This is a genomic window from Collinsella sp. AM31-2AC (assembly GCF_003469285.1).
Lineage (GTDB): Bacteria > Actinomycetota > Coriobacteriia > Coriobacteriales > Coriobacteriaceae > Collinsella > Collinsella aerofaciens_AT.
The window spans coordinates 1-26,661 of sequence record NZ_QSJB01000020.1 but is presented as its reverse complement, the minus strand read 5'-3'; the positions used below and the strand labels follow the sequence as shown (position 1 = coordinate 26,661).

20 protein-coding genes are annotated in these 26,661 nt (G+C 61.4%); 15 read left to right on the top strand and 5 right to left on the bottom strand.

Features of this window, described 5'->3' with window-relative positions; genetic code table 11:
- The first annotated feature begins 90 nt into the window (after window positions 1–90).
- The 6 genes from DW796_RS08995 (at window position 91) to DW796_RS08970 (ending at window position 6,253) form a co-directional block, all read left to right on the top strand.
- Window positions 91–1,491: an L-fucose/L-arabinose isomerase family protein gene (locus DW796_RS08995; protein ID WP_118094896.1), complete on the top strand. Its 1,401-nt coding sequence runs from the start codon at window positions 91–93 to the stop codon at window positions 1,489–1,491.
- A gap of 2 nt (window positions 1,492–1,493) precedes the next feature.
- Entirely contained in the window at window positions 1,494–2,330 is an 837-nt protein-coding gene (locus tag DW796_RS08990) for a transketolase (protein WP_187362395.1), read from the top strand.
- Entirely contained in the window at window positions 2,323–3,264 is a 942-nt protein-coding gene (locus tag DW796_RS08985; protein WP_118094894.1) for a transketolase family protein, read from the top strand. Before DW796_RS08990 ends, DW796_RS08985 begins: the two co-directional genes overlap by 8 nt.
- 56 nt (window positions 3,265–3,320) lie before the next feature.
- On the top strand, window positions 3,321–4,811 hold the full coding sequence (locus DW796_RS08980) for a glycerol kinase GlpK (protein WP_187362394.1): 1,491 nt from the start codon (window positions 3,321–3,323) through the stop codon (window positions 4,809–4,811).
- A gap of 164 nt (window positions 4,812–4,975) precedes the next feature.
- Window positions 4,976–5,464 carry an S-ribosylhomocysteine lyase gene (locus DW796_RS08975; RefSeq protein ID WP_118094890.1) on the top strand — a complete coding sequence of 163 codons (489 nt, stop codon included), beginning with the start codon at window positions 4,976–4,978 and terminating at the stop codon, window positions 5,462–5,464.
- 144 nt (window positions 5,465–5,608) lie between these two features.
- Window positions 5,609–6,253, top strand: coding sequence for a DUF4867 family protein (locus DW796_RS08970; RefSeq protein WP_118094888.1), 645 nt, complete (start codon window positions 5,609–5,611; stop codon window positions 6,251–6,253).
- A gap of 116 nt (window positions 6,254–6,369) precedes the next feature.
- Here the strand turns inward: DW796_RS08970 and DW796_RS08965 are convergent, their stop codons facing one another.
- The gene (locus tag DW796_RS08965) at window positions 6,370–7,476 is read right to left on the bottom strand and encodes an AAA family ATPase (protein WP_118094886.1); all 1,107 of its coding nucleotides are present in this window, start codon (window positions 7,474–7,476) and stop codon (window positions 6,370–6,372) included.
- Between the two features lie 388 nt (window positions 7,477–7,864).
- On the opposite strand from DW796_RS08965, the gene DW796_RS08960 reads away from it, so the two are divergent.
- The 9 genes from DW796_RS08960 to DW796_RS08920 all read left to right on the top strand — a co-directional run bounded on the left by DW796_RS08960 (window position 7,865) and on the right by DW796_RS08920 (window position 21,861).
- Window positions 7,865–8,713 carry a PRD domain-containing protein gene (locus tag DW796_RS08960; protein WP_117798875.1) on the top strand — a complete coding sequence of 283 codons (849 nt, stop codon included), beginning with the start codon at window positions 7,865–7,867 and terminating at the stop codon, window positions 8,711–8,713.
- Between the two features lie 145 nt (window positions 8,714–8,858).
- The gene (locus tag DW796_RS08955) at window positions 8,859–10,220 is read left to right on the top strand and encodes a PTS transporter subunit EIIC (protein ID WP_118094884.1); all 1,362 of its coding nucleotides are present in this window, start codon (window positions 8,859–8,861) and stop codon (window positions 10,218–10,220) included.
- 140 nt (window positions 10,221–10,360) lie between these two features.
- Window positions 10,361–12,586, top strand: coding sequence for a beta-glucosidase BglX (gene bglX, locus DW796_RS08950; RefSeq protein ID WP_118094882.1), 2,226 nt, complete (start codon window positions 10,361–10,363; stop codon window positions 12,584–12,586).
- A gap of 104 nt (window positions 12,587–12,690) precedes the next feature.
- Window positions 12,691–14,145: a family 43 glycosylhydrolase gene (locus DW796_RS08945; RefSeq protein ID WP_118094881.1), complete on the top strand. Its 1,455-nt coding sequence runs from the start codon at window positions 12,691–12,693 to the stop codon at window positions 14,143–14,145.
- A 121-nt stretch (window positions 14,146–14,266) separates the two neighbouring features.
- Complete coding sequence (locus DW796_RS08940; RefSeq protein WP_118094880.1) at window positions 14,267–15,865, top strand: beta-galactosidase; 1,599 nt, start codon at window positions 14,267–14,269, stop codon at window positions 15,863–15,865.
- A 247-nt stretch (window positions 15,866–16,112) separates the two neighbouring features.
- Complete coding sequence (locus tag DW796_RS08935) at window positions 16,113–17,543, top strand: 6-phospho-beta-glucosidase (protein ID WP_118094879.1); 1,431 nt, start codon at window positions 16,113–16,115, stop codon at window positions 17,541–17,543.
- Window positions 17,544–17,861: 318 nt separating this feature from the next.
- Window positions 17,862–19,745 carry a histidine kinase N-terminal 7TM domain-containing protein gene (locus DW796_RS08930; RefSeq protein WP_118094878.1) on the top strand — a complete coding sequence of 628 codons (1,884 nt, stop codon included), beginning with the start codon at window positions 17,862–17,864 and terminating at the stop codon, window positions 19,743–19,745.
- A gap of 2 nt (window positions 19,746–19,747) precedes the next feature.
- Window positions 19,748–21,241 carry a sensor histidine kinase gene (locus DW796_RS08925; protein ID WP_118094877.1) on the top strand — a complete coding sequence of 498 codons (1,494 nt, stop codon included), beginning with the start codon at window positions 19,748–19,750 and terminating at the stop codon, window positions 21,239–21,241.
- On the top strand, window positions 21,238–21,861 hold the full coding sequence (locus DW796_RS08920; RefSeq protein ID WP_055252147.1) for a response regulator transcription factor: 624 nt from the start codon (window positions 21,238–21,240) through the stop codon (window positions 21,859–21,861). The genes DW796_RS08925 and DW796_RS08920 overlap by 4 nt, the downstream gene beginning before the upstream one ends.
- A gap of 191 nt (window positions 21,862–22,052) precedes the next feature.
- On the opposite strand, the gene DW796_RS08915 is transcribed toward DW796_RS08920, so the two are convergent.
- The 4 genes from DW796_RS08915 to DW796_RS08900 form a co-directional block, all read right to left on the bottom strand.
- Window positions 22,053–22,895 (bottom strand): hypothetical protein, encoded by an 843-nt coding sequence (locus DW796_RS08915; RefSeq protein ID WP_118094876.1) that lies wholly within the window; start codon window positions 22,893–22,895, stop codon window positions 22,053–22,055.
- A gap of 80 nt (window positions 22,896–22,975) precedes the next feature.
- Window positions 22,976–24,217, bottom strand: coding sequence for an SPFH domain-containing protein (locus DW796_RS08910; protein WP_089573532.1), 1,242 nt, complete (start codon window positions 24,215–24,217; stop codon window positions 22,976–22,978).
- Between the two features lie 48 nt (window positions 24,218–24,265).
- Window positions 24,266–25,588 (bottom strand): hypothetical protein, encoded by a 1,323-nt coding sequence (locus DW796_RS08905; protein ID WP_118094875.1) that lies wholly within the window; start codon window positions 25,586–25,588, stop codon window positions 24,266–24,268.
- Window positions 25,589–25,612: 24 nt separating this feature from the next.
- Window positions 25,613–26,350, bottom strand: coding sequence for a DUF4428 domain-containing protein (locus tag DW796_RS08900; protein ID WP_022094560.1), 738 nt, complete (start codon window positions 26,348–26,350; stop codon window positions 25,613–25,615).
- Window positions 26,351–26,661: the final 311 nt, after the last annotated feature.

The window sequence follows — 26,661 nt, the reverse complement described above, 5'->3', positions numbered from 1 at the left end:
ACTTCTAAACAGAAGAGTAAAACATTTAGTAAACAGAACAAAACGAAACACGCATCTGTTTACTGAACATGTGATTAGGGGAGGACGTACATGGATAAGATCAAGCTCGGTTTTGTGCCCACGCGCCGCAGCATCTTTAGCGCGCCGGACGCGATCAAGTATCGCGGCCTTACGGCTGATCGCCTGCGCGAGATCGGCGTCGACATCGTGGATATCGACGACATCAACGATGAGGGCCTGCTGTTCGACGACAGCCATATCGAGCCTATCGTCAAAAAGTTCCGCGCCGAGGGCGTCGACGGCATCATGCTGTGCCACGCCAACTTTGGCACCGAGTACGTTTGCGCCCGCCTTGCCCGCGAGCTCGGCCTGCCCGTGCTGCTGTGGGGTCCGCGCGACGAGCGCCCTGAGCCCGACGGCACCCGCCTGCGCGATAGCCAGTGCGGCCTGTTCGCCACCGGCAAGGTACTTCGCCGCTTCCAGGTTCCCTTCACCTATATGACCAACTGCCGCCTGACCGACCCCGAGTTCGAGCGCGGCGTTTGGGACTTCTTGGCCGTGTGCAACGTGGTCAAGACCTTCAAGCACACCCGCATCCTGCAGATGGCCACCCGCCCGTTCGACTTCTGGTCGACCATGTGCAACGAGGGCGAGCTGCTCGAGAAGTTCAACATCCAGCTTTCGCCCATCCCCATGACCGAGCTTGTCCAGGCTGTGCGCGACGCCCAGGCCGACGAGCAGGCCATGACCGCCATGCTTGCCCACATCAACGACAGCTTTGAGATCTGCATTCCCGAGGACAAGGTTCCTGCGGTCGCAGGACTCGCCATTGCCATGAAGCGCCTCGTCGAGAAGTACGGCTGCAACGCCGGCGCCATCCAGTGCTGGAACGCTCTGCAGGACGAGCTGGGCATTATGCCCTGCGCCGCCAACGCAATCCTCAACGAGATGGGCATCCCCATCGTCTGCGAGACCGACATCCATGGCGCTATCACCGCGCTGATGGTCGAGGCCGCCGACCTGGGCCGTCACCGCGGCATGTTCGCCGACTGGACCGTGCGTCATCCCGATAACGAGAACGGCGAGCTGCTGCAGCACTGTGGCCCCTGGCCCTGCAGCTGTGCGGCCGTCAAGCCCAAGCTCACCTACCCGCTGGCATTCGATCACCCCGGCGCGCTGACAGCCGAGGCCAAGCACGGCGACCTCACCCTTGCCCGCTTTGACGGCGACAACGGCGAGTATTCGCTGCTGTTGGGCAACGCCCGCGGCATCGACGGCCCGGCCGGCATGGGCACCTACCTATGGGTCGAGGTCGAAAACCTCAAGCGCCTCGAGGCCAAGATCGTCGAGGGTCCCTACATCCACCACTGCGTCGCCATTCACGCCAACGTGGTGCCGGTGCTCTACGAGGCGTGCAAGTACATTGGCATTGCCCCCGACCTGTACGACCCCATCGAAGAAGACGTCAAAGCTTACCTGCGAGGAGAGTAGAAATGGCAACTATCGAAGAGCTTGAGTCCCTGCGTTGGGACCTTCGCCGCGATTGCGTCGATGTCATCATGGCTGGCGCCGGCGGGCACATCGGCGGCGACATGTCGGTGATCGACGCCCTCATGACCCTCTACGCTAACCATCTCAACATTTCGCCCGAGACCGTCGACGATCCCGACCGCGATCGCTTTGTACTCTCCAAGGGCCATGCCATGGAGGCCTACTACGCGGTGCTCTGCCACGAGGGCTATCTGGACCTCGATGACGTCAAGGCCCGCTTCTCTAAGTTCGGCAGCCCCTACATTGGCCACCCCAACAACAAGCTCAAGGGCATCGAGATGAACTCGGGCTCGCTGGGCCATGGCCTGCCCGTGGCCGTCGGCATGGCGCTTGCCGGCAAGATGGACGGCCGCGACTACCGCGTCTACACCATCATGGGCGACGGCGAGCTTGCCGAGGGCTCGGTCTGGGAGGGCGCCATGAGCGGCGGCAACTACCAGCTCGATAACCTGTGCGCGCTCGTGGATCGCAACCGCCTGCAGATTAGCGGCAGCACCGAGGACGTCATGAAGCAGGACTCGCAGGAGGAGCGCTGGGCCGCCTTCGGTTGGAACGTACTCTCCATTCCGGGTAACGACGTCCAGGCCATCGACGCCGCGCTGACGCTTGCGGCCGAGACTAAGGGAAAGCCTACGGTCATCATCCTCAACACGGTGAAGGGCTATGGCTCGCCCGTTATGGAGGACAAGGCCGGCTGGCATCATCACCTGCCCAACGACGAGGAATATGCCCAGATCATCGCCGATTTCGCTGCCCATAAGGAGGCCATCAATGGCTAACAAGATCGCCAACCGCAAGGTTATCTGCGACACGCTGCTCGAGGCCGCCAAGACCGATAAGGACATCGTCGTCCTGTGCTCCGACTCCCGCGGCTCCGCATCGCTCACGCCGTTCTTTGACCAGTATCCCCAGCAGTCCGTCGAGGTCGGCATCGCCGAGCAGGACCTGGTGAGCATCGCCGCCGGCATGGCTTCGTGCGGCAAGAAGGCCTGGGCCGCCTCGCCGGCGTCCTTTGTGACCACGCGCTCGTATGAGCAGTGCAAGGTCGATGTTTCGTACTCCAATACCAACGTCAAGCTCATCGGCATTTCGGGCGGCGTTTCCTACGGCGCCTTGGGCATGAGCCATCACTCCGCGCAGGATATCGCCGCCATGAGCGCGATTCCCAACATGCGCGTGTATCTGCCGAGCGATCGCTTCCAGACCGCCGAGCTCGTGCGCGCCCTGGTTGCCGACAACAAGCCGGCCTACATCCGCGTGGGCCGCAACCCGGTCGAGGACGTGTACACCGAGGACGAGTGCCCGTTCCAGATGGACCGCGCCACCTGGGTGCGTCGCGGCACCGATGTGACGATTGTCGCCACCGGCGAGATGGTCCGCCATGCCGTGGACGCCGCCGACCTGCTGGCCGAGCAGGGCATCTCGGCAACGGTGCTCGACATGTACTGCGTCAAGCCGCTCGATACCGAGGCCGTGATCGAGGCCGCCGGGGCTACGCGCGCTGTCGTGACCGTCGAGGAGCACAGCCCCTTCGGCGGCCTGGGTTCCATGGTCGCGCAGGTCGTGGGCGAGCATTGCCCGCGTCCGGTCAAGTGCCTGAGCCTGCCCGACGCGCCGGTCATCACCGGCACGAGCCCCGAGGTCTTTGCGCACTACGGCCTGACGGGCGAGGGAATCGCCAAGACGGTCGCCGAGTTCCTGCCCGCAGAGTAACTGGAATGTGACAAAGGGACCGTCCCTTTGTCACATTCGTTTTGAAAGGGGTGGCCATGGGCCGCTACATCATCGGTATCGACCAGTCCACGCAGGGCACGAAGGCGCTGCTGGTGGACGAGGGCGGCCATCTGATCCATCGCGCCGACCGCTCACATCGCCAGATTGTCAACGAGGCCGGCTGGGTGAGTCATGATCCGGCCGAGATCGCCGCCAACGTGCTGGCCGTGGCGCGCGCCGTGGTGGAGGAGACTGGGGTCGATCCGGCCGACATCGCCGGCATCGGTATTTCCAACCAGCGCGAGACTACCGTTGCCTGGAGGCGCACGACGGGCGAGCCGCTGTGCGACGCCGTGGTGTGGCAGTGCGCCCGCGCCCGCGAGCTGTGCGACGAGCTGGCCGCGCGCGAGGGCGTGGCCGAGCTGGTGCGCGACACGACGGGTCTAGTGCTCTCGCCCTACTACCCGGCGGGCAAGATGGCTTGGATCCTCGAGAACGTTCCTGCGGCTGCCGAGGCCGCTGCAGCGGGCGAGCTGTGCCTGGGCACCATCGATGCCTGGGTGGTCTGGACGCTCACGGGCGGCGCGGAGTTCCGCTGCGACTGGTCCAATGCCAGCCGCACGCAGCTCTTTGACTTGCGCCGTGGCTGCTGGAGCGAGCCGGTGTGCGAGGCTTTTGGTGTCGATCCTGCCTGCCTGCCGCAGGTGACCGATTCCGATGGCCTGTTTGGCACAACGGACCTGGGTGGCTTTTTGCCGGCTCCCGTGCCGGTGCACGGCGTGCTGGGCGATAGCCATGCGGCCCTGTTTGCGCAGGGCTGCCACAGCCGCGGCATGGCCAAGGCGACCTATGGTACCGGCAGCTCGGTCATGATGAACGTTGGCGACGAGTTCGTTGCCAGCTCACACGGGCTTTCGAGCTCGCTTGCGTGGCGTATGGACGGCGTGACCGAGTACGTGCTCGAGGGCAACGTGAGCTACGCCGGCGCCGTTAAGACATGGCTGCGCGACGACCTGGAGCTCATCAACAATCCCGAGGAAGTCACCGACCTGTGCTACGCCGCCAATCCGGCGAGCCGCGTCTACTTTGTGCCGGCGTTCACTGGCCTGGGCGCGCCGCACTGGGCGAGCGATGCCGAGGGCTGCGTCTTTGGCATGACACGCACCACGGGCCGTGCGGAGTTCGTGAAGGCTGCCGATGAGTCGATCGCCTATCAGATCTTCGACGTCATCGATGCGATGGTCGAGGATTCGGGCGCGGCGCTGGCCGAGCTTCGTGTTGACGGCGGTCCCACGCGCGACGCGTACCTGATGCAGTTTGAGAGCGATCTGGTCGGCTCGCCCATCCGCATTGCGAGCAACGACGAGATGAGCGGTCTGGGCGCGGCCTGGGCCTGCGGCATTGCGCTGGGTATGTACACGCGCGACGTCGTTGACGTCTACGGCGCCCGCGGCATCGTGGAGCCTGCCATGTCTGCCGACGAACGAGCCAAAAAGATCGCCGGCTGGCGCCATGCCGTCAAATCAACAATTGCATACACTGCCTAGGCGGCTGCGCGGCACCCAAGGATTTTTCTGGGGATTAAACACTCATTGATCCCCGTCCCGGGCAGCTCATTTGGGACGGGGCTTTTTTGACTGGTATGATTGGTGCGACCATTCGAACCAGCTAAAAGTGCCCCGTCCCAAATTGACTACCGAGAGGATCTGCCATGGAGCGCATCGCGAGTTTTTCCGTTGACCATCTGCTGCTCGAGCCCGGCGTGTATGTGAGCCGCATCGACCGCGATCCGGCGACCGGCGCCGCCGTCACCACCTTTGACCTGCGCCTGACCACGCCCAACAAGGAGCCGGTCATGAACACGGCCGAGTGCCACACCATCGAGCACCTGGGCGCGACGTTCCTTCGCAATCATGCCGAGTGGTCGAGTCGTATCGTTTACTTTGGCCCCATGGGCTGCCGCACGGGCTTTTACCTGGTTGTCTTTGGCGAGCTGACGAGCGAGGAGATCTTGCCGCTCGTACGCGAGCTGTTCGAGTTCGTCGCTGACTTTGAGGGTGATGTCCCCGGCGCCGCTCCCGAGGAGTGCGGCAACTACCTGGACCAGAACCTCCCCATGGCAAACTGGCTCGCGCGCCGCTATCTCGACCGTGACCTGGCCGATATCGACGAGAAGCACCTGCACTATCAGCAGGCATAAGGGCTTTATCGCCCAAAACGCGCGCATTGAGCGCCTTCGCTTGCGCGGGGGCGCCTTTTTGTTAAGTGGTCGGGATGAGCGTTTAAAATCGCTCATGTTTGTTCTAGAATGTTCGTACTGTCACATAAACGAACAGGAGTGAACATGCATATCTACTCTGTCAACGATCCCGAGTTCAAATCCTATGGCAACGTTTGGGATAACGTTCCGTCCGAGCTCACGTCGCCCGTGCTCGAGGCGCTCTCTGCCACGCCCATTCCCGAGGGCAGCAAGTACGTAGCAAGTGCGCCGGAGCTCGAGGGCGTCAAGGATGCCGATAAGCTGGGCTTTCTCATGTTTGGCGGTCGTCCCTTCCAGCTCGGCTGGTGCAACGGCCACAACACACGCCTCAACTGCCTGGAGTATCACCGCGTCAGCGAGTTTAACCTGGGCGCCCGCGACTTTATCCTGCTCGTGGCGCATCGCTGGGAGATCGAGGACGGCAAGCTCGACACCGCGTGCGTCAAGGCGTTCCGCGTGCCGGCGGGTACGGTCGTCGAAGTCTTCAACACCACGCTCCACTACACGCCGTGCATGGTCGACGATGGCGGCTTCCAGGTGATGGTTGCGCTGCCCGCCGGCACCAATGGTCCGCGCCCCGAGGCTGCAGCCGACATGCCTGCCGCCGGTGACAGCTACTGCTACTGGAAGGCCGACAAGTGGGTCCTCTGCCACGCCGACAGCCCCAAGGCAGCCGAAGGCGGCTACGTGGGCCTCGTCGGCAAGAACCTCGACATCGCCGTGGACTAGAATCTTCCGTCTCGATCTGTAACATCTAGCGGGCTAAATCGTCTCTACCTGTTACAGATTGAGATAAACCGGGCCCAATCCACCTCAAAGGTACCTGCCCCCATTGTGGCGGCTGCCTAGAGCTGGCTGCGCAGGTAGTCGACCATATATGGAACGGCGAAGCGCACGTAACCGCGACGCGCCTGCTCGATAACGCCGGCGTCGATGAGGCGCCGGCGATACTTTTGCGCATAGTCGGGCGTGACTGACATGCGCTCCGCTATATCGGAAATGCGCGACACAGCGTCTTCGTCGTCAGTCATTGCGGCGAGAAACGCGACGTCTTGGTCTGATAGCGCGGCAAGTGTCGTCTCGCAAACGTCATTTTCGAAATCGACTTTCGACGCCTCGATGGCTCCATCGATTTGCTCTTGCGCCGCGCGTTCTCCTGCCTGGCAACGATTGGCGATGTTGTAGCCGATGAGCTGCAGCATGTAGGGCGAGCCCTGAGTTGCGCGAGCGGCGTCCAGCCGAAGATCGCTTGGGATATCAAGGCCGAGTTCTTCGAAAGCTCGCTGATAGCAGGCATCCACATCTCCGACTGAAAGCGGTTCGAGCGTGACCTTGCGTGCGCGGTTGAGAAATGTCAGTACGCGGTCGTTGAGTGTCGCGGAGACTGCTCCCGGGAGCCCTGCCATAACAAGCGCGACGTTGAGCCCCTCGCCGACGAGCTCTTGATAGGCGGTGACGAGTTGTCTGATTTCGGCTGAATTGGCCTGGAGCTCATCGATGAGGATGAGGATGCCATGTCCTTGCTCGGTCAGTTTGCGCGCCAGCTGCGTGAGCTTGAACTGGAAGCTTTTGGTTTCCTGCACATCGCGCGTGAACTCAAGGCCGGCTGAGAAGCCGAAGACGCTCAGGCTGCCACTCGTGAGTTTAGGAAGATGGCGTTTGTTAGCATAGGGCTCGCCTGCCTCTTGGATTTTTTCAACAATACGCTCGAGCATGTCCTCGGAGGCTACGGTGGGTGTGGCAACAACGAAGCCGAGCTTGCGGGCGCGATCGGCAAGTTCCCACAGGAGAACCGTTTTGCCGCTGCCTCGCTGGCCAAGCATGAGCATGGCACGGTCTCGATTGCCCGGCTCCTGCTCAAGGCCGGAGATGAATGTCGAAATCACGCTCCCACGCCCCACCAGATAGGACGGGCGATTTCCAAATGAGGGGGAGAAGATGGTTTCTGTCATAAGTCTCCTTTCCTTTTTTTCCTATTTTTTCCTTTTTTTCCTATTCGGTCAAATGACCTGCTGCCGAGGGCGGCTACGTAGGCCTCACGGGCAAGAACCTCGACATCACCGTGGACTAGGGTCCTTGTCTCAAACCACCACAAAGGTGCCTGTCCCCTTTGTGGTGCGCCTTTGGTTGCCTTTGCCTGGGGGGTCAAGGGATGAACGGTAGAAAAACAGGGGCGAACGGTAACTTCTATAAAATCACTTTAATAACCCAGCAAAACCTCTATACTGGCAGCTGCACCGCGTTACTCCTCGGGAGGCGCCACGAGCACATGTCATAGCAACCACCGACTCGAGAGCCGGTGTGGCGAGATGTCTAAGTGGAGCCCAGGGGAGTTTTTTCATGCTGATAACCAAGGCAATAAACAACAACGTTGTCCTTGCGGAGGACGATGCCGGGCGCGAGCTCGTGTTGTTTGGCAAGGGCCTTGGCTTTCGCGGCGCCCCTTCCTATATTGAGGACGAAAGCGCCATCCAGCGGAGCTTCCGCGATATCAGCCCTGAGATGTACGATGCTGTCGCATCGCTTTCGGACGATGTCATCATTATCGCGTCGGGTATCGTGGATATCGCACGCAACGAGCTCAACTGCACGCTCAATCCCAATCTAGTCTTTACGCTCGCCGACCACCTTCAGTTTGCCATCGACCGCGCCCGCAAGGGTGCTTCGATCAAGAACCCGCTCTACGAGGAAGTCCGCCTCGTCTATCCGCGCGAGGCCGAGGTCGGTCGCCGCGGCGTCAAGCTCGTTATGGCTGTGGCCGAGGACGTTGATTTTCCTGAGACCGAGGCCGCTTCGATTGCGCTGCATATCGTCAACGCCGAGATGGTCGATGACGAGAACGCGGGCGCAAAGGGCAACATGGACTTGGTCGTAAAGAGTACCGAGGTCATCGATGCGGTCACCGGGATTATCGAGCGTACGCTTGGCGAGACCATCGACCGCTACTCATATAGCTATGCGCGCTTTGTGACCCATATGCGCTTTCTTATCAGCCGCCTTATCAAGGGTGAGGACGAGGAGACGCGCAATAGCGATCTTTTCAAACGAGCGACCAGCGAGTTTTCAGACGCGTACGCCTGTGCACGCGCAATCGACGAATACATGAGAGCAACCTGCGGCTGGCACTGCACGGACGAAGAGCTGCTCTATCTGATGATGCATATCAACCGGCTCTGCCCGGGACATTGATACGGCGGCCGGGCACCCGTCTAACTGCCCAACTGGCCGGCTTTGCGTCGGCAGACATCGCGGCATCGCCGCGCAACCTGCTGTTAAGCTCCAAGGCGCCGGGGCTGCAGATATCTTTGTAACGAGTGAAACAAGGAGGTTTCACATGGCACGCGATTACGAGGCTCTCGCCCGTACCATCGTTGAACTCGTCGGTGGCGAGGACAACGTCAAGTCCGTCACCCACTGCATTACCCGTTTGCGCTTTACCCTCAACGATGAGAAGAAGGCCCAGACCGAGAAGCTCAACCAGACCGAGGGCGTTATCTCCGTTCTAGTGGCCGCCGGTCAGTACCAGATTGTTATCGGCAATCACGTTACCGACGTGTATGACGCCCTGCCCAAGGTTTCCAACATCCAGCTTGGCGGCGAGGTCGAGGACGAGGCCGGTGGCAGCATCGTCAACCGCGCCATCCAGCTCATCAGCGGCATCTTTATGCCGATGCTTCCCGCCATGTCCGCCGCCGGCCTTCTCAAGGCCTTTGTGATCATGGCCAACTCCTTTGGTTGGCTCGCGGCCGAGTCCACCACCTACCAGCTGCTTTACGCCATCGGCGACGGCGTGTTCTACTTCATGCCGGTCTTCCTTGCCCGCACTGCGGCCAAGAAGTTCAAGTGCAACGACTGGACGGCCATGGCCATCGCCGTTGCGCTGTGCTACCCCACGCTCTCCACGCTCTTTAGCGCCGGCGACCCGGTTGACCTCTTTGGCATCCCGGTAACGCTCATCAGCTACACGAGCTCGGTTATCCCCATCATCTTTGCCGTGTACGCGCAGTCCTGGATCGAGAAGGGCCTCAATAAGGTCGTCCCCGATATCCTCAAGGGCTTGATCGTTCCCGTCGTGACCCTCGTCGTGGCCACCGCGCTCACCCTCTACATCATCGGCCCCGTCACCGACTTCATCGGTGGTCTCATCGCTAACGGCCTGGTTTCCCTGCTTGAGGTTGCCCCGCTGCCCGCAGGCTTCCTCATCGGTCTGCTTTGGCCCTGCCTCATCATCTTTGGTATGCACTGGGCCTTTATCCCCATCATCCAGATGAACATCGGTATGCTCGGCTATGACGTCATCCTGCCCATTACCGTCGGCACCAACTTTGCCATGGGTTTCGCGGTCCTTGCCATCTTCCTCAAGACCAAGAACACCGAGCTCAAGGAGCTCGCCGGCGCTGCCGCCATCTCTGCGCTCCTCGCCGGCATCACCGAGCCCGCCATCTACGGCGCCGTCCTCAAGTACAAGCGCCCGTTTGTGATCGCAATCGTCTCTTGCGGCATCTGCGGTGCCATCGCTGCCACTTTTGGCCTGCACCAGCCCGCGCTCATGACCGCCTCGCTCATCACCATCCCGGCCATCATCGGCTCGGTGGGTATGGAGGACGTCATCGCGCTCGCCGTCGCCTCCGTCCTCACCTTTGTGGGCACGCTGACCTTCGGCTTCAACGACGACATGATCCTCGAGAACAATTAGTTCTGGGAAACCGGCGTCTTTGGACGCCAGCACACGGGGCGCGGCGCCAGATGCGCCCCGTGTGCTCTTATGGGAGGGCGCTGACCCCTACACGAATCCGGCGTCCTCCCATAAGGGCACACAACAGAAACGAGGTAGCCATGAAGCAATCCGAGCTCGTTGACCTTTTGGGGCGTATGACCCTGCGCGAGAAGATCGGGCAGTTGGTGCAGCTTGACGGTGGGTGCTTTGGCACCGATGCCGTAGCGGTTGGTCCGCGTGCCAAGCTGGGCGTGACGCAAGAAGATGTTGACGTATGCGGCAGCGTGCTCAACGTGTTGGGCGCCGAGGAAGTGCATCGTATCCAAGATGCATATCTTGAGCGCAGCCGTCTTAAGATCCCGCTCGTCTTTATGGCCGATGTGATCTATGGCTATCAAACCTGCTATCCAATCCCCCTGGGCCTGGGAGCCACGTGGGACCCAGAGCTTATCCGCGAGGATTACAAGCTTATTGCCGAAGAGGCCGTGGCCGATGGCTGCATGGTGACCTTTAGCCCGCCGGTGGACGTGGTACGCGATGCCCGTTGGGGTCGCTGCCTGGAGATGCCGGGCGAGGATCCGTACCTAAGCAGCCGCTTCGCCCGCGCGATGGTCGAGGGCTTTAAGGGTGACGGTGCGCCGCAGAAGAGCCTGGCCAGCTGCGTCAAACACTTTGCGGGCTATGGTGCGCCCGAGGCGGGTCGCGAGTACAACACGGTGGATATGAGCGAGTGGCGCCTGCGCAACGAGTACCTGCCTCCGTACCGTGCGGCGGTCGAGGCTGGTTGCGATTTGGTGATGACGAGCTTCAACACCATTGATGGCATCCCCGCCACGGCAAACCGCTGGCTCATGCACGACGTGTTGCGCGACGAGTGGGGCTTTGACGGTCCCATCATCACCGATTACGCGGCGATCGACGAGCTCAGGGCACACGGTGTGGCGGCAAACCGTCGCGAGGCGGCCAAGCTCGCCATAAACGCCACGGTCGATATCGACATGAAAACGCCCTGCTATGCGCATGAGCTCGAGGGCCTGGTTAAGGCAGGCGAGGTCTCGATAGAAGCAATCGACGCCGCGTGCCTGCGCGTGCTTGAGCTCAAGAACAAGCTGGGCCTTTTTGAGGACCCGTACCGCACCTGCTCGCCCGAGCGCCGTGCGGAGGTCACTTGCACCCCGGAGCGCCTCCAGAGTGCACGGGATACCTGCGACGAAGCGCTCGTGCTCCTCAAGAACGAGGGCGGGCTGCTGCCGCTTGCGACGGGTGCCGAGGCGCCGCGCGTGGCGCTCATAGGCCCCTATGCCAACAGCCACGACATCATAGGTATGTGGGCGATCCACGCCGACAAGTCGCATTCCGTGACACTTGCCGAGGCCTTTGCCGAGGTGCTGGGCGAGGACGGCTTTGGTTGGGCACAGGGCTGCCCCATGCTCGACGACTACAGCGAGCTGGGCGAGTTTGGCAAGATTCCGGCGTTTGGCGCGCCGACGGGAGAGAGCACGGATCCGGCGGCCATGGAGGCCGAGGCGCTCGAGCTGGCCGCATCGAGCGACGTGGTGGTCATGGCGCTCGGAGAACACATGCTGCAGAGCGGTGAGGGCGGAGCGCGTACGGACATTACCATACCGGCTCCGCAGAAGCGCCTGCTCAAGCGCGTGCGCGCGCTCGGCAAGCCTGTGGTGCTCGTGCTCTTTAACGGGCGTCCTCTTGCCCTCACTGACGTGATCGATGATTGCGATGCAATCGTAGAGGCGTGGTTCCCCGGTACGGCTGGTGGGCGTTCGGTAGCCGACGTGCTCTTTGGAACGGTCAATCCGAGCGGCAGGCTCACGGTGAGCTTCCCACATAACGTGGGCCAGGAGCCGCTCTACTATGCGCAGCTCTCCACCGGACGTCCCGCTAAGACATCAACGCATAGCGGTCGCTTTGTGAGCCGCTATATGGACTGCCCTAACGATGCGATGTTCCCCTTTGGCTACGGCCTCTCGTATCATACGGCGCGCTACGATAACCTGCGCCTGAGTGCGGACGAGCTTACGGCGGACGGTGTCATCGAGGTCTCAATCGACGTGACCAATGAGGGCGATATTGCTGGTACTGAGGTCGTGCAGCTCTATATCCACGACAAGGTGGCAACGCGCGTGCGCCCCATGCTCGAACTGCGTGACTTTGCGCGTGTTGAGCTTGCGCCGCGTGAGCGCCGCACGGTGACGTTTATCCTGCGCGAGGAGGCTCTGCGTTTTTGGACGCCCGAGCACGGCTGGGCAAGCGAGCCCGGCGCGTTTGAGGTCATGGCGGGGCCTAACAGCCGCGACCTGTTGGTGGGGGAGTTCGAGCTCGTCTAGCTGCATTTGCTTAACGAATGGTGCACGCGGTGCGCGGCAGGCGTTCGGTCTTGTCGCCGGCGCCCGTCCGGTACCGTGCCCGATATCGATAGGAGGGGTCTGACATGGCTCATATCGCAACCAATCCGTATCTGCCGGGATGGGAGTATATCCCCGATGGCGAACCGCATGTCTTTGGTGACCGAGTCTACGTGTATGGAAGCCATGACGCACCCGAGGGCACCGCATACTGCCCGGGTGACTACGTGTGCTGGTCAGCCCCGGTGGACGATCTGGGCTCCTGGACGTTTGAGGGGACCATCTGGCGCAAAGAGGATGACCCGGCCAATGTCGATCGAACCGGGTACGGCGCGCCCGATGTGTGCCAGGGTGCCGACGGGCGGTTCTATCTGTATTACTTCACGCTAAGCATGACGAGCGGTTGCGTCATGTCGGTCGCCGTGTGCGATGAGCCGGCGGGACGCTACCGCTATCTGGGCCCTATTGCCAAGCCCGACGGCTCGCCGTTTGCGGGCGAGGAGGGCTGGGGCATGCCCTTTGACCCGGCAGTCCTTCCCTGCGGGGACGGGGGCTGCTGGCTCTACTATGGGTTTGGCGCCAAGAAGCCGAGCTCGCGCATGCCCGCATGTTCCATGGAGGGCGGCTACGTGGTGCGGCTCGGCGCCGATATGCGCACGATGGCCGCGACACCCAAGCATCTGGCTCCGGCAGTGACGCAGGCGGCGGACACGGGTTTTGAAGGGCATGCCTTCTTTGAGGCCTCGAGCATCCGCGTGCTCGACGGGCGCTACTACTTTGTCTACTCGAGCGAAAACGGACATGAGCTCTGCTGGGCCACGATGCCAACGCCGGAAGGTCCGGTAACCTACGGCGGCGTGCTCGTTTCCAACGGCGATGTGGGCCTGCCCGGGCACGAGGCCGAGGACGCCGCTGTGATGGACCTGGGCAACAACCATGGCGGCATGGCGCGCATTGCCGGGCGCGACTACATCTTCTATCACCGTCATACGCACGGTGCGCAGCACGCGCGCCAGGGGTGCGCTGAGCCCATCGAGATTGCTTCCGATGGACATATCGAACAAGTAGAGATAACGAGCTGTGGGCTCAATGGCGGAGCGCTTCCTTGCGGGCGCGCGTACCCGGCGAGTATTTGCTGCTACTTGGTGGGGCCGGCCGGCGCGGTTCACTATTCCGGCAATCTGGAAATCGCCGATAACCATCCGGTGATTACCCAGGAAGTCGATGCGGGCTGTATGACTTCGGCACGTACCTATGTGGCCAACCTCTGCGATGGAGCGGGCGTGGGCTACAAATACCTGGCGTTTTCCGGTGCGGAGCGCACGGTGGAGCTCGAGGTGCGCGGGGATCTTGCCGGTGTGGTGAGTGTGCGCTTGGACGCGCCGGATGGCGCTGAGTTGACGCGCGTCGAGCTCGTGCCAGGCGAGGGCTGGTGCACGGTGGTCGCATCCCTGACGAAGACCGTTGCCGGTGACCATGCACTCTACCTGGCTATCGAGGGCGTCGGTTCGGTCGATCTCGCCTCGTTTGCCGTCCTTTAACCCATCTCCCATCGGAGGGGCGGCTCGCATGGACGACAGGTAGGCCCTGGTCGCGCGTCCGGTGCTCTCAACACGGCTCGGCCCTCAGGGGGTTGAAACAAAACGGAAGAATGGAGTTGCCATGGCGGAAATTCCGCAGTTGTACACCTGTGCTGGCGGCGGGCAACGCCTGATGGTGGACGGCCGGCCTTATACGCTGTTTGCGGGCGAGTGCCATAACTCCGCCTCGGGTGGGCGCCGCGCTTTTGCGGATGCTCTCGATCGCGCGCGGGCGCTCGGTATGAATACCGTGCTCGCCCCGGTTACCTGGGAGCTTTTGGAGCCCGCAGAGGGCGAGTTTGACTTTGGCCAAGTGGACATGATGCTCGAGCTTGCCCGCGAGCGCGGGCTGCGCCTGGGCGTGCTGTGGTTTGGCGCGTACAAAAATGCGCAGTGCTACTATGCGCCCGCGTGGGTCAAACGCGATATCGAGCGTTTTCGCCGTGCGCAGATGGTGCCCGGGCAGAACAAGGTTCGCTATGCCGAGTTCCATAACTTTGAGATCACGGCGCTTTCGCTCTATTGCGAGGAGACGCGCGCGGCGGATGCCGGCGCCTACGCGGCTTTGATGGCGCACCTGCGCGAGGTGGATGCGCAAGATCATACGGTGATACTCGTGCAGGTAGAAAATGAGTGCGGCCAGATGGTCGCGGCACGTGAGCACTCGCCTTGGGCGGATGCTGCCTTTGCGGAGAGCGTGCCTACGGAGCTGATCGAGGCGCTTGCGGTCGATCCTACCTCCCTGGCGTCTGAGCTTGCGGAAGCCCTTGAAGCGGGCGCCGGCTCTGGTTCGTGGGAACAGGTTTTTGGCGAGCATGCCGAGGAGATGTTTACCACCTACCACATGGCTCGCTACGTGGAGGCGGTCGCCGCAGCGGGCCGCGCCGAGCATCCGCTGTCCACGGCCTGCAATTGCTGGCTCGACAAGGGTCACAAGCCTGGGCGCTTTCCCACGGGCGGTCCCAACCTGCGCGTGATGGGCGTGTGGAAGCATGCCGCCCCGAGCATCGACATGCTGGGCCCCGATATCTACATCCCGGCGTTTTGCAAGGTCTGCGACGGATATGCGCGCGAGGACAACCCGCTCTTTATCCCCGAGACCGCGACGCACGCCTACGCCGCCGCGCGCCAGGTCTGGGCGGTGGCCCATCACCATGCCCTGTGCTTCGCTCCTTTTGGTTACGAGGAGATGGGCGAGCCCTTTGGCGATTCGGCGGGTATTCTCTTTGGCATGGATACGAGCGACCCCGCTTTGCTCACGCCTCAGGACCGGGAGGAATATGCGGAGGTCACGCGTGGGCTGGCTCAGTTATTTGAACTTGCCGAGGACGATGCCGCGTACGCGACGCTCGATGCCGTGACGAGTGAGGTGGCAGCCGAGGGCCTGCTCGATATGGGTTCCATAGCAATTAAGGTGAGCTTTGATGAGGGTGCCCTGCCCGGTGCGTGTGCGGCCCTTCGCGCCGCCGACGGCGCCGTGTACCTGCTTGCGCTTCGTTGCGGCTTGGCGCTCGAGTCGCACGCGGCGGGTGAGCCGCATGTGGATGTGGCGTCGCTCGAGACGGGGACCGTTGAGAACGGCGCGTGGGTGCGCGACTGCCGTCTCAACGGCGACGAGGTCGCCATTATGCGCTATAGCTCTCCCGTGCTTCTTCGTTTGGAGGCCATCACGTACGCTTAGCCGCAGTCATTGCCGCCCGGCCCCTCACTTCCTTTCCTTCCCGGGGACGGGTTCCTGTGGAGGAAAAACTTCGAGAGGCGAACCTGTTGCCAGGGGAGGAAGCGAGGTATCAGGAAGTGTCAGTCGCTGCGGGCGGATGAGGCCGTTGGGGCGAAAAGAAGTGTCGGCCTGCGTCGTTGCCGTTGAGTAGCGCGCTGCTTACGGGGATACTGAAACCACGACAAACAGCGTGTGAAAGGATTGATGCATGGCTTTCCGTAAAGACTTCCTGTGGGGCGGCGCGACGGCTGCCAACCAGTGCGAGGGCGCTTACGACGTGGATGGCCGCGGCCTGGCCAACGTGGACGTGGCGCCGCACGGCCCCGAGCGCTATGCGGTGGTCTCCGGCCAGCGCAAGATGCTCGACTTCGAGGACGGCTATTACTACCCCGCGCAGACCGGCATCGATTTCTATCACCACTACAAGGAGGACATCGCCCTCTTTGCCGAGATGGGCTTTAAGACCTTCCGCATGAGCCTGGCCTGGACCCGCATCTTCCCCAACGGCGACGAGACTGAGCCCAACGAGGCCGGCCTGGCCTTCTACGAGGACGTGTTCCGCGAGTGTCAGGCGCACGGCATTGAGCCGCTCGTGACCATCACGCACTTCGACTGCCCGATTCACCTCATCAAGGAGTACGGCGGCTGGCGCAACCGCAAGCTCATCGACTTCTACAAGAACCTCGCGGCCACGATCTTCATCCGCTACAAGGGCCTGGTAAAGTACTGGCTTACCTTCAACGAGATCAATATGATCCTGCACCTGCCGTTTATGGGTGCCGGTCTGGTCTTTGAGGAGGGCGAGAACAAGGAGGCCGTCGAGTACCTGGCCGCCCACAACGAGCTCGTCGCCAGCGCTTGGGCAACCAAGATCGCTCACGAGATCGACCCTGAGGTCAAGATCGGTTGCATGCTTGCCGCAGGTAGCTACTACCCCTACAGCTGCCGTCCGGGCGATGTGCGCCAGGCGCAGATTGACAACCAGAGCAACTATTTCTTCGTCGACGTTCAGAGCCGCGGTTACTACCCGGCCTATGCCGTCAAGAAGCTCGAGCGTCTGGGCATCGATGTGGGCATGACGGACGAGGACCGCGAGATCCTGGCCGCCAACACCGTCGACTTCATCAGCTTTAGCTATTACAGCACCCGTTGCTCCGCCGGTGCCGATAACCCCGATGTCGAGCGCACCCAGGGCAACGCCTTCGCCGGCGCCAAGAACCCCTACCTGCAGGAGAGCCAGTGGGGCTGGGCCATCGATCCGCTGGGCTTCCGCATCACCCTCAACGACCTGTACGACCGTTATCAGAAGCCGCTGTTTGTGGTCGAGAACGGCCTGGGCGCCAAGGATGTTGTCGAGGAGGATGGCTCCATCAACGACGACTACCGTATCGACTACCTGCGCCAGCATATCGCCGCGATGCGCGATGCGGTGACCGAGGACGGCGTTGACCTGCTGGGCTACACCACCTGGGGCCCGATCGACCTGGTGTCTGCCGGCACGGGCGAGATGTCCAAGCGCTACGGCTTTATCTATGTCGACCGCGATGATGCGGGCAACGGCACCCTCAAGCGTTCCAAAAAGAAGAGCTTTCACTGGTACAAGCATGTCATTGAAACGAATGGTGAGGATCTGTCCTAAGGAAGCCGAGACACTCAACTTCAGAGTTTCCTAACCAAAACGCCCGGCGAGCAGTTAATGCCCGCCGGGCGTTTTGTTAAAAGAAGTGAAAGCACTCATTGGGGACGTACTTAAATGAGTGCCCGCAGAATGAGAGTGGATAATCTCCCGTTTTTAGCCTGTTTGTGGGCTCAAAGTGGGAGATTATCCACTCTCGTCATTGGTAGTCATTGGGGACGCTCTTAAACGACTAGTCGCTGGCGACGTCCCTCGCCGTCGGCGGATTTTGGGACATGTGGCCCGCTTTTTGGGCCCGCCTGTCGGTACACTAAAAGGACTATGGGTACCCGCGAGCGACATATCGGCCACGCGACCGCCCGATCCGCGCCCGTGGCGGATCTTAGGGGCGGCAGGCTCTTCGCCATGCCGCGATTCCTTGTTGGCATAACACATCGGGTGTACCGTCACCGCGTCTTTGCTATCGCCGGCGCCATCACCGCGCTGTTCCTCATGGTTTTGGCAGTCTTGCCGGCGCTGTTCGCCTTCGACCCCAAACTTTCTAACGCCGTGCCCGCCTATAGCGAGGTGTCCAAAGAGGTCGTGGATGCGCTCGTCCACTCGAGCTCTCTCCCGCTGCTTGTCGCCGCAATTATATTTTCGATCTGGGGCGTATCGGTCTATCTGCGCTGTTTGGACTATGTGTTGCGCCGCCGTCTTGTTGCCGTCGCTACCATCTGCGCCCTGTGGATGATCGAGGTCATCCTCAAATATAAGTCGTTCACGCCGTTCTATGCCACCGTGCTGTGGTACCTGTACTACGTGCCCATGACGCTCATTCCGCTGCTCTACCAGTTGTGTGGTCTGCGCCTTGCGGGTCTGGAGCAACACCGCCTGGGTCGCCGCTACTGCGCTGCGCTTTGGATTGTGGCTATCCTGCTTATCGGATTTGTGCTCACCAACGATTTTCACCAGCAGGTCTTCCACTTTGACCGTACAAGCGACACCTGGAGCAACGATTACACATATGGTTGGGGCTACGGTACCGTTCTGGTATGGACAGCCTTTAACTTCGTTGCCTTTTTTATCCTGGTGGGCCGGTCCTCGTCCTTTCGCATCCAGCGTTTCTCGGGCACGGCGGCGCTCGTACTGCTGGGTGGCGCATTCTTTGCCGTCTCGTATGCGTTGCGCGTGCCCTGGGCATGGAGGCTCAACTTTTCGCTCGTCTATTGCGTCCTGTGCGTGGTGGCGATGGAAATCTGTCTCGATTGCGGTGTCATTCCGTCGTATCACGACATCGCCGGCATCTTCGACACCTTGCCGCTCGACCTCAAAGTTCTAACGCGCGACCTGCAGGAAGTCTATGCCACGCCGGCGTCAAAGCCAATGCCGGTAGGCGTGCGCGAGGAGTTGCGGACCCAGGAACACGGGCACGCTCACGCCTTTGCCGTGGCGTCCGATCCCGATGTAATGTATCGCGCCTTTCCACTGCTGGGCGGATCGGCCCTGCTTGCCCAAGACGTGTCGGAGCTCAACGAGCTTAACCGTGAACTGGCACATCGTCGCATGGAGCTGCAGCGCCAAAATGAGCTGCTCACGGCCGACTACGACCTTAAGACGCACCTGGCAGATCAAGAGGCCGAGACCTTGCTGGTCCAAGACGTGGACCAGGCGCTTGCCCGCGCGTTCGAAGAGATGTGCGACCTGCTGAGCTCGCTGCCACCGTTGACCGACGAGGCGTCTTCACACGAGCGTTACCGCATGCTGCAGCGCGCCAAGATGCTCGTCGCCTATTGCAAGCGCAAAGGGTCGCTCACGTTGGCGCAGCACGGGGAGAGCGGTTTTGATCGCGACCGCATTCAACTCATTGCCAACGAGCTCGCAAGCGACCTGCGCACCATCGATGTCGATTGCGCCTCGATTATCGCCATACGACGCCCGATGCACGCCAGTACGGTAAGCGCCCTGTACGACTGCGTGTATGACTTTGCGTTTTTTGCCTACACCACCGACCATCCGGCGCTTATGTATCACTTGGGCGACCATGACCGGTGCAGTGTCGAGCTGCGCGCCACGCTATTTTCCAACGATGATGAAGATCTTTCGCAGACGCCCGCTGCGCAAGAGCTCGAAAGCGCTCTGCAAGGGCGCAACGTGGCATACCGCCTTGAGGGCGAGCCCGGCCAGCTGCGCATGATCGTCTTGATGCCGAGGGCGGGTGAGTGACGATGCAGATTTCGTTCATCCTTCCCCAAATCGTTGCGCTCGATGTTATCTTTGCCCTGGCTGCGTGTCTGCAGATGATCCACGTCCCGCTCATCGCATCGCGCCGCTCGTCCTATAACCGTAAGGTGATTTGCGCCTACGAGACGAGCCTTGTGCTTCACCTGATGATTTCGGCGCTCATCTTATTCGCGTCGTCTGGCTCGTATCTGGTGGCGCCGCTTGACGTTTGCGCCAGGGCAATGGGCGGAGTGCTGTGGCTCAATGCCGCGATCTTTGCCTATGGCGTGGTCCTTATGGTGCACTATCGTCGCCCTGTCATGCTGGCCGAGCTGCTGCTTGTTGGCGCCGTGACACCGCCGGTGGTTTTTGCCATGGGCTCGGTGTGGGCCGTTGTCCTTATCGCAGAGGGAGCGTTCTTCCTGTTCCGTTCCGTCGCGGCGCTCTTGATGGACGTCCGTAACCGCCAGGAGGATATCACCGCGTTCTCGACGATCGAAACCATCAACGTGATTCCCGTGGGCATCCTGTATCTGGACTCGAGGGGCCGTCCACTGCTCATGAACCGCTGCATGCGCAAAAACCTGGTGGAGCTTCATATGCCCACCGACCTAGGCGATATGAGCGGTACATGGAACGACTTGCGCAAGCTCAGCATGCAAATGCCCGGAGGCGGTAAGAACAGCGTGCGGATCAACCTGGACCGCTTTGGTGAGGCGCGTGCGGTGGTCGAGGTTTCTCCCGCCGAGATTCGCCTGTTTGTGTGCGATGGCGTTATGGTCTCGGGCCGTTCGTTCGAGCGCATAATCGGTCTGGATGTGACAGAGTATGCGCATGCGCATGACCGCCTGGCGCAGGCCAACCACCTGCTTGAGCTTGCGGGCCAAGAGCTCCAGGCCCAGATCGAAGAAGTCAAAAAGGTTGCCGACAATGCGGCCTACCTGCGCATGCGTTCCCGCGTGCACGATGTGATCGGCCAGCGCCTGTCCATCCTCCATCGCTATTTGGAGGAGGGGCGCCTGGATGACGAGTCACTCGAGCAGATCGACCCGCTGCTGCGCTCAATCGCTGCCGATCTGCGCAGCGGGGGCGACACCGAACCGGCAGAGCAACTGGGCGATATCGTCCATGCCTTTGGCCTGGTGAGCGTGCAGATCGATGTGGAGGGCGAGCTGCCAAGCGACGTGCGTGTCGCGGCAGCCTTTTTGCAGATTATCCGCGAAGCCTCGACCAATGCCACCAAGCATGCGCAGGCGCATCGGGTCCATGTGCGCTTGTGGCAGGAGGGGACGGATGCTGACGCCGTCGCGCACATGACGATTTCTAACGACGGGTCCCCGGCCCCCGTATCGTATCGCGAGGGAACGGGTATCCCAGGTATGAGGCATGTCGCGCAAGATCTGGGTGGCAGCCTAGAGGTCCACGCCACCCCGCCCTTTACGCTTACGGTATCCATTCCGCTTAACGCCAACGACACGTCCCAAAGGAGAAACTCATGATCCGCGTGTTAATTGTCGAAGATCAGGCCATCCTGCGCGAGAGCCTGGCGCGCTCCGTTGGCGACCAGCCCGATATGACTGTCGTTGCCGCGATCGCCGATGCCTCCGAGGCCTTGGGTGTCGCGCTCAAGGAGCGCCCGGACATGATACTGATGGACGTGTGCACCGAACACGATTCAAACGGCATCGTGGCGGCGGCACGCATCAAGGAGCAGCTGCCCGAGTGTCGCATCATTATCATGACAGGCATGCCCGAGATCACCTTTGTCGATCAGGCCCGCGAGGCGGGCGTCGATAGCTTTGTGTACAAGAACGTCGGTATCGACGAGCTGTTCGCCGTGATGCGCTCCACGTTGGCTGGCTACTGCACGTTTCCCAAGCCGCCCGAGAGCATTTTTTCGGGCACGGCAGCCCTCGACGATGTCGAGCTATCGATTTTGCGCCTTGCCTGCGAGGGCAAAAGTCGTCGCGAGATCGCGGCCGAGCTGTTTATGAGTGAGGGCACCATCAAGCGCCGCATCTCGGAGATCCTGAGCAAGACCGGCTACGACAACATCATGCGCCTGGCCGTGCATGCGGTGACCGAGGGCAGCATCGTTCCCAACATGGAGCGCCCGTAATCGATGCGCTCACCCGTGTTCCGGCACCGCAAAGATAGGCCGCCCACCGTTTCGCATCTAAAAACGGCGGGCGGCCTGCTTGTATGGGCAGTGCTGTCGGCATAAAGCGGCGGGGCCGCAGGATCATCTCCTGCGGCCCCGTCTGGTGTGCGCGGATGTGTCCGCCAATCCGCGGCTGTCGTGGTCTACCGCTACGCGATGGTTGCGCTGTAGGAGGCAACGTCCTCGTAGGAATCGGTCAGGTAGGCGTCGATGCCGATGGTCGTGTTGACCAGGTCGTCAAGGCTGTCAAGCTCGCCGCTCGAGAACGTGAATTCCTCGGTGGCGTTGGTGCCGGGCATCAGGTGAGCCGAGAACCAGGGTTCCTTCATGGTGCCGTTGACGTTGGTCTTGCCGGAAGGAGCGTAGAAGGTCAGGTCCTTGTCGCTCTTGTTGGTGATGTTGACGACAAAACCGATGTCGCCCCACTCGTCCTTGAACTTCTCGGTGACGGTGATGGTGCACAGGTCGTCATCGGCAACGGTGACGGCGGGGGAGATTTCAATCTTCTGGACGTCGTCGTCTTCGACGGCCTCGTCGATCTCTTCTTCCTTCTCGGCCGCCTCGCGATCCTTCTTCACCGTGCCGGACAGGTCCTTGTCGGACTTGGTAAAGACAAGATTGCCGTCATCCTCTTCGAGGATGAGCTTGCCGTCCTTGAGCTTCATGTCATGCGACTCGTCTTCGGCGGTGATGGTTACGGTGGTGGCGTCCTTTGCCTCCCATTTAAGGTCGACGACTTCAAGGAACAGGTCGAGGGCACCTGTACCATCCTCATCGAGAATCAGGACGCAGTGTACACCCCAATCCTCGAGCATCTTCATGTACTCATCGGTCAGTTCTTCGCCCTCCGGGGTTCCACCCGAGAGTTCCCAGCTGCCGACGAAGTTGGCCTTGGGGTCTTTGCCGCCGCCGCTGCAGCCCGTCAGGGCAAAGGCGAGCGCAAGGACGCATGTCAGAAATGCGAGTACGGACTTTTTGAACGTTGTCTTCATGGTGTCCTCCTTTATCGAACGAAACCCATAGAAGCAAATGCGGGGGTGGCGGATCCCCCGCCAATTACCAGATAGAGGGGCTAGGGCCTGGGCGTTCCGCAGTTGCTGCAGAACTTGCCGCCGTTTTCGCTGCCGCAGTTGGGGCAGAACCACTTGGCCGGTGCCGGGGCGGGTGCGGGACTGCCGCACTCGGAGCAGAACTTGCCGGTGTTGGTGGCGCCGCAGCTGCAGGTCCATGTGCCGGCCGCGGGGGCAGCGGCAGGAGCCGGTGCGGGAGCGGGTGCCGGAGCCGGCTGCGGGGCGGCCTGCTGCTGTGCCTGGCCGGCGGCGAACAGCTGGCTGGCGTTCATGCCGCCCATGCCACCTGCCATGCCCATGCCCATAAAGCCTGCCATCGCGCCGTTGGGATTGGCGGCTGCCGCGCGCATTGCGTCGCTCTGGGCGCTGGCAATGTTGGCTGCCGCCATGGTGGGATCGCGCATGACTGCGGCCTTCTGCAGGTCCTTGATCATCTGCTCGTCTTCTTGCGAGGCTGCGATGGAGTTGACGCCAAAGCTCACGATCTCGACACCACGCAGGTCGCGCCAGTCGGCAGAGAGGACCTCGTTGAGCGCGCGGGCGAGCTCGGTGGTGTGACCGGGGATGGCGCTGTAGCGAATGCCCATCTCCGAGATCTTGGCAAAGGCGGGCTGCAGGGCGGTGAGCAGCTCGGACTTAAGCTGGCTGTCGATCTTGTCGCGCGTGTAGCTATCGGTCACGTTGCCGCACACGTTGGTGTAGAACAGCAGCGGGTTGGTGATGCGGTACGAGTACTCGCCGTTGCAGCGCACGGAGATGTCAACGTCCAGGCCAATGTTGTTATCGACCACGCGGAAGGGCACGGGCGAGGCGGTGCCGTACTTGTTGCCGATGATCTCCTTGGTGTTGATGAAGTAGACGCGCTGGTCCTTGCCCGCGTCGCCGCCAAAGGTAAAGCGGCTGCCGATATTGGCGAAGGTCTCCTTGATGGAATCGCCCAGGTTGCCGCTAAAGACGCTCGGCTCGCTGCCGGTATCGAAGACGAACTCACCGGGCTCCAGTGCGACTTCGATGATCTTGCCGTTTTGCACCACGAGCATGCCCTGGCCGTCGTTGACGGCGATGACGGAGCCGTTGGAGATGACGTTGTCCTCGCCGCGCGTGTTGGAGCTGCGGCCACCGGTGCGCTTGCTGCCCTTGCAGGCCAAGACGTCAGCAGGCATCGATTCGCAATAGATAAATTCCTTCCACTGGTCGGCCATGACGCCGCCGGCAGCACCCAATCCAGCTTTCAAGAGTCCCATGGTGATCTTCCTTTCTCGTCAAAGGCCGGGTGGTATTGGTCGGATTGCTTAGTCGTCCTTGTCGTCTTTCATGACAACGGTGGTCTCGGTGTGGTTGAAGGTGTCGTGCTTCTCGGTCAGGTCGAGCTCGCCGCAGTACTCGTCGGCGTGGGTGGCCTCGTTGGCCGTCTTGAGCTGGCCTACCAGTAGCACGTCTCCGATAATCACGATGATCAGCGGCGCGACGATGTTGATGAGGATGCCCTCGATATCAAAGGCGAGGTAATCCGGATCGAAGGCGTTCTCACCCATAAAGAGAATCTGGGAGAGGATAAATCCGATCACAAAGAACAGCACCGAGGCAATAGCGAGCTTGGGCTTGGAGCAGGGGAGCTCGCCGACCAAGCGGCCGGTCTGGCCGTTCATGGCAAACAGGTAGCTCTTGCCGTTCCACGAGGTGGAGAGCATCCAGACGGGGAACAGGGCGTAGTCGCTGTCTTCCCAGGTGTAGTCGAGCTGCTTGCTTTCGACCGTGGCATCGTCGTATTCGTCGACGACGGTCTCGCGCAGGGCCGAGATCGTGCTCTCCTCCATGCGGCGCTCGGCGCGCGCCTTGCAGGTCTCGCGGTCCTCGTCGTAACGGTTGGCGATGTAGCCGGGCATATATGCGACCGAGAACGGACGCAGCGCGTCGTAGTCAAACGGCTCGATGGCGTCCATGTGGCCGTCGGGCATCTTGGACGATCCGTCGACGGGCACGCGCTTAAACGAGATATTGCCCTTGCGATAGGCATCGTAGTGGTCGGTGGTCGTGACGGTGCGATCGGATTCCTCGGTCACGGTCTCGTTGGTCGCGTCAAAGTACACTTCGCCGTCAACGCGGGCGCCGTAGAGCCAAAACGGCACGTAGACACCTTGGACCTCGTCGATGTGGTTGCCGGTGACAAGGCTCTTGGGCAGCAAGATCTTGCCCTTATAGTGTTCCTTGAGTGCGGTCGTGACATCGTCGCGCCCGAGCTTAAACGGAATCACCAGGTCGGGCGAGAAGTCGCCCGAGAGCTGGCCGGGCGCCACGGCGGAGTTGCCGCAGTACGGGCAGGTGGTGACGGCGACGGTGCCGTCGGACACGAGCTCGGCGCCGCACGACGAGCAGATGTAGCCGGCGTTTTGGGCGAGCTCCTGCACGGCATCGTCGGCGGCAGGTTTGGGAGCTGCGGCTGCGGCATCGGCTTTGGCATCTGCCTTGTCCTGGCGCTCGCGATAGAGGGCCTCGACTTCTTCGACTTCAAAACGCGAATCGCAGTAGTCGCAGACAAGCTTTTGCTCGGCGCTGGCAAAATGCAGGGGGCCACCGCAGGCAGGGCACTGATAGTTAACGCTCTCGAAGGCCATGATCGGTCCTTTCCGTGCCGGAGGCTATGCGCCGATGGCGCCGCCGCAGTATTCGCAGCGCCCACTGGCATCGGGAATGGTGGTGGCTCCGCAGAAGGGACAGGTGACCGCGGTCTTGGGGGCCTTGGCGGCCACGACGCTGTCGCGCGTCTCCTGGCGCAGCTGCACTAGCGCGTCGCGAACTTCGGTTGCCTGTCGCTTGGCCTCGCGGTACTCGATGGACCCGCGCTGATCGATGGTGGAGTCGTTTACGCGCAGGTTGATCTCGGTAAAGTACGGCGTGTTGACGTGGATGGTCAGATTAAAGTCGTAATCCAGGTCGTAGCGCGGCGGGTTGTAGCTCTCGCGCTCGCCGTCCTTAGTCTCGCGATAGATCTCGGTGCGATGCTCGTCGATATCCATATCGCAGCCGAGTACCTGCGAGAACTCGATGATGTCGGGATTGGCGTCGCGCCAGCGGCTCTGCGAGGTGATGATCAGCAGGCCTGCGTCCTCATCGAGCATAATATTGGTGCGTCCGGCAGAAAGCGTGCGCGTGGGATTGAACGATGCCAGGCGCTCGGCGTTGGCCTCGCGGTAGGCGAGCTGCTCGCGGATATCGTCCGCGGTGCTGGAGCGATAGCCGTGAAAGTAGGGGGAGAGCTTGCCGGCGCACTCTTTGCACAGGTAGCCTTCATTGATTTTTGTCTTACCTAGAAGTCCCAGCTCGGTACCGCAAATCGCGCACTCTTTCTTCTCGAACATCTTGTCAAAGAAGCCCATGGCTGCCTCCCATCAACTGGTAGCGTGTGTCACTTTTGATGATGGGGGAGTGCGCAGCCTTTCACGATACCCAGACGGCTCAACGAGTCTCCACAACTGGGACACATGGCCCATTTTTCCTACTCATTGGGGACGTACTTAAATGAGTGAAACTACTCATTTAAGTACGTCCCCAATGAGTGCTCGCAGAACGAGAGTGGATAATCTCCCATTTTTGGCCTATGTGCAGGCTCAAAGTGGGAGATTTCCACTCTCGTCAGGTGGCGCGCGCAGACGTGGTGTAAGAGCGTCCCGAGGTCCGTCGCTGCAAG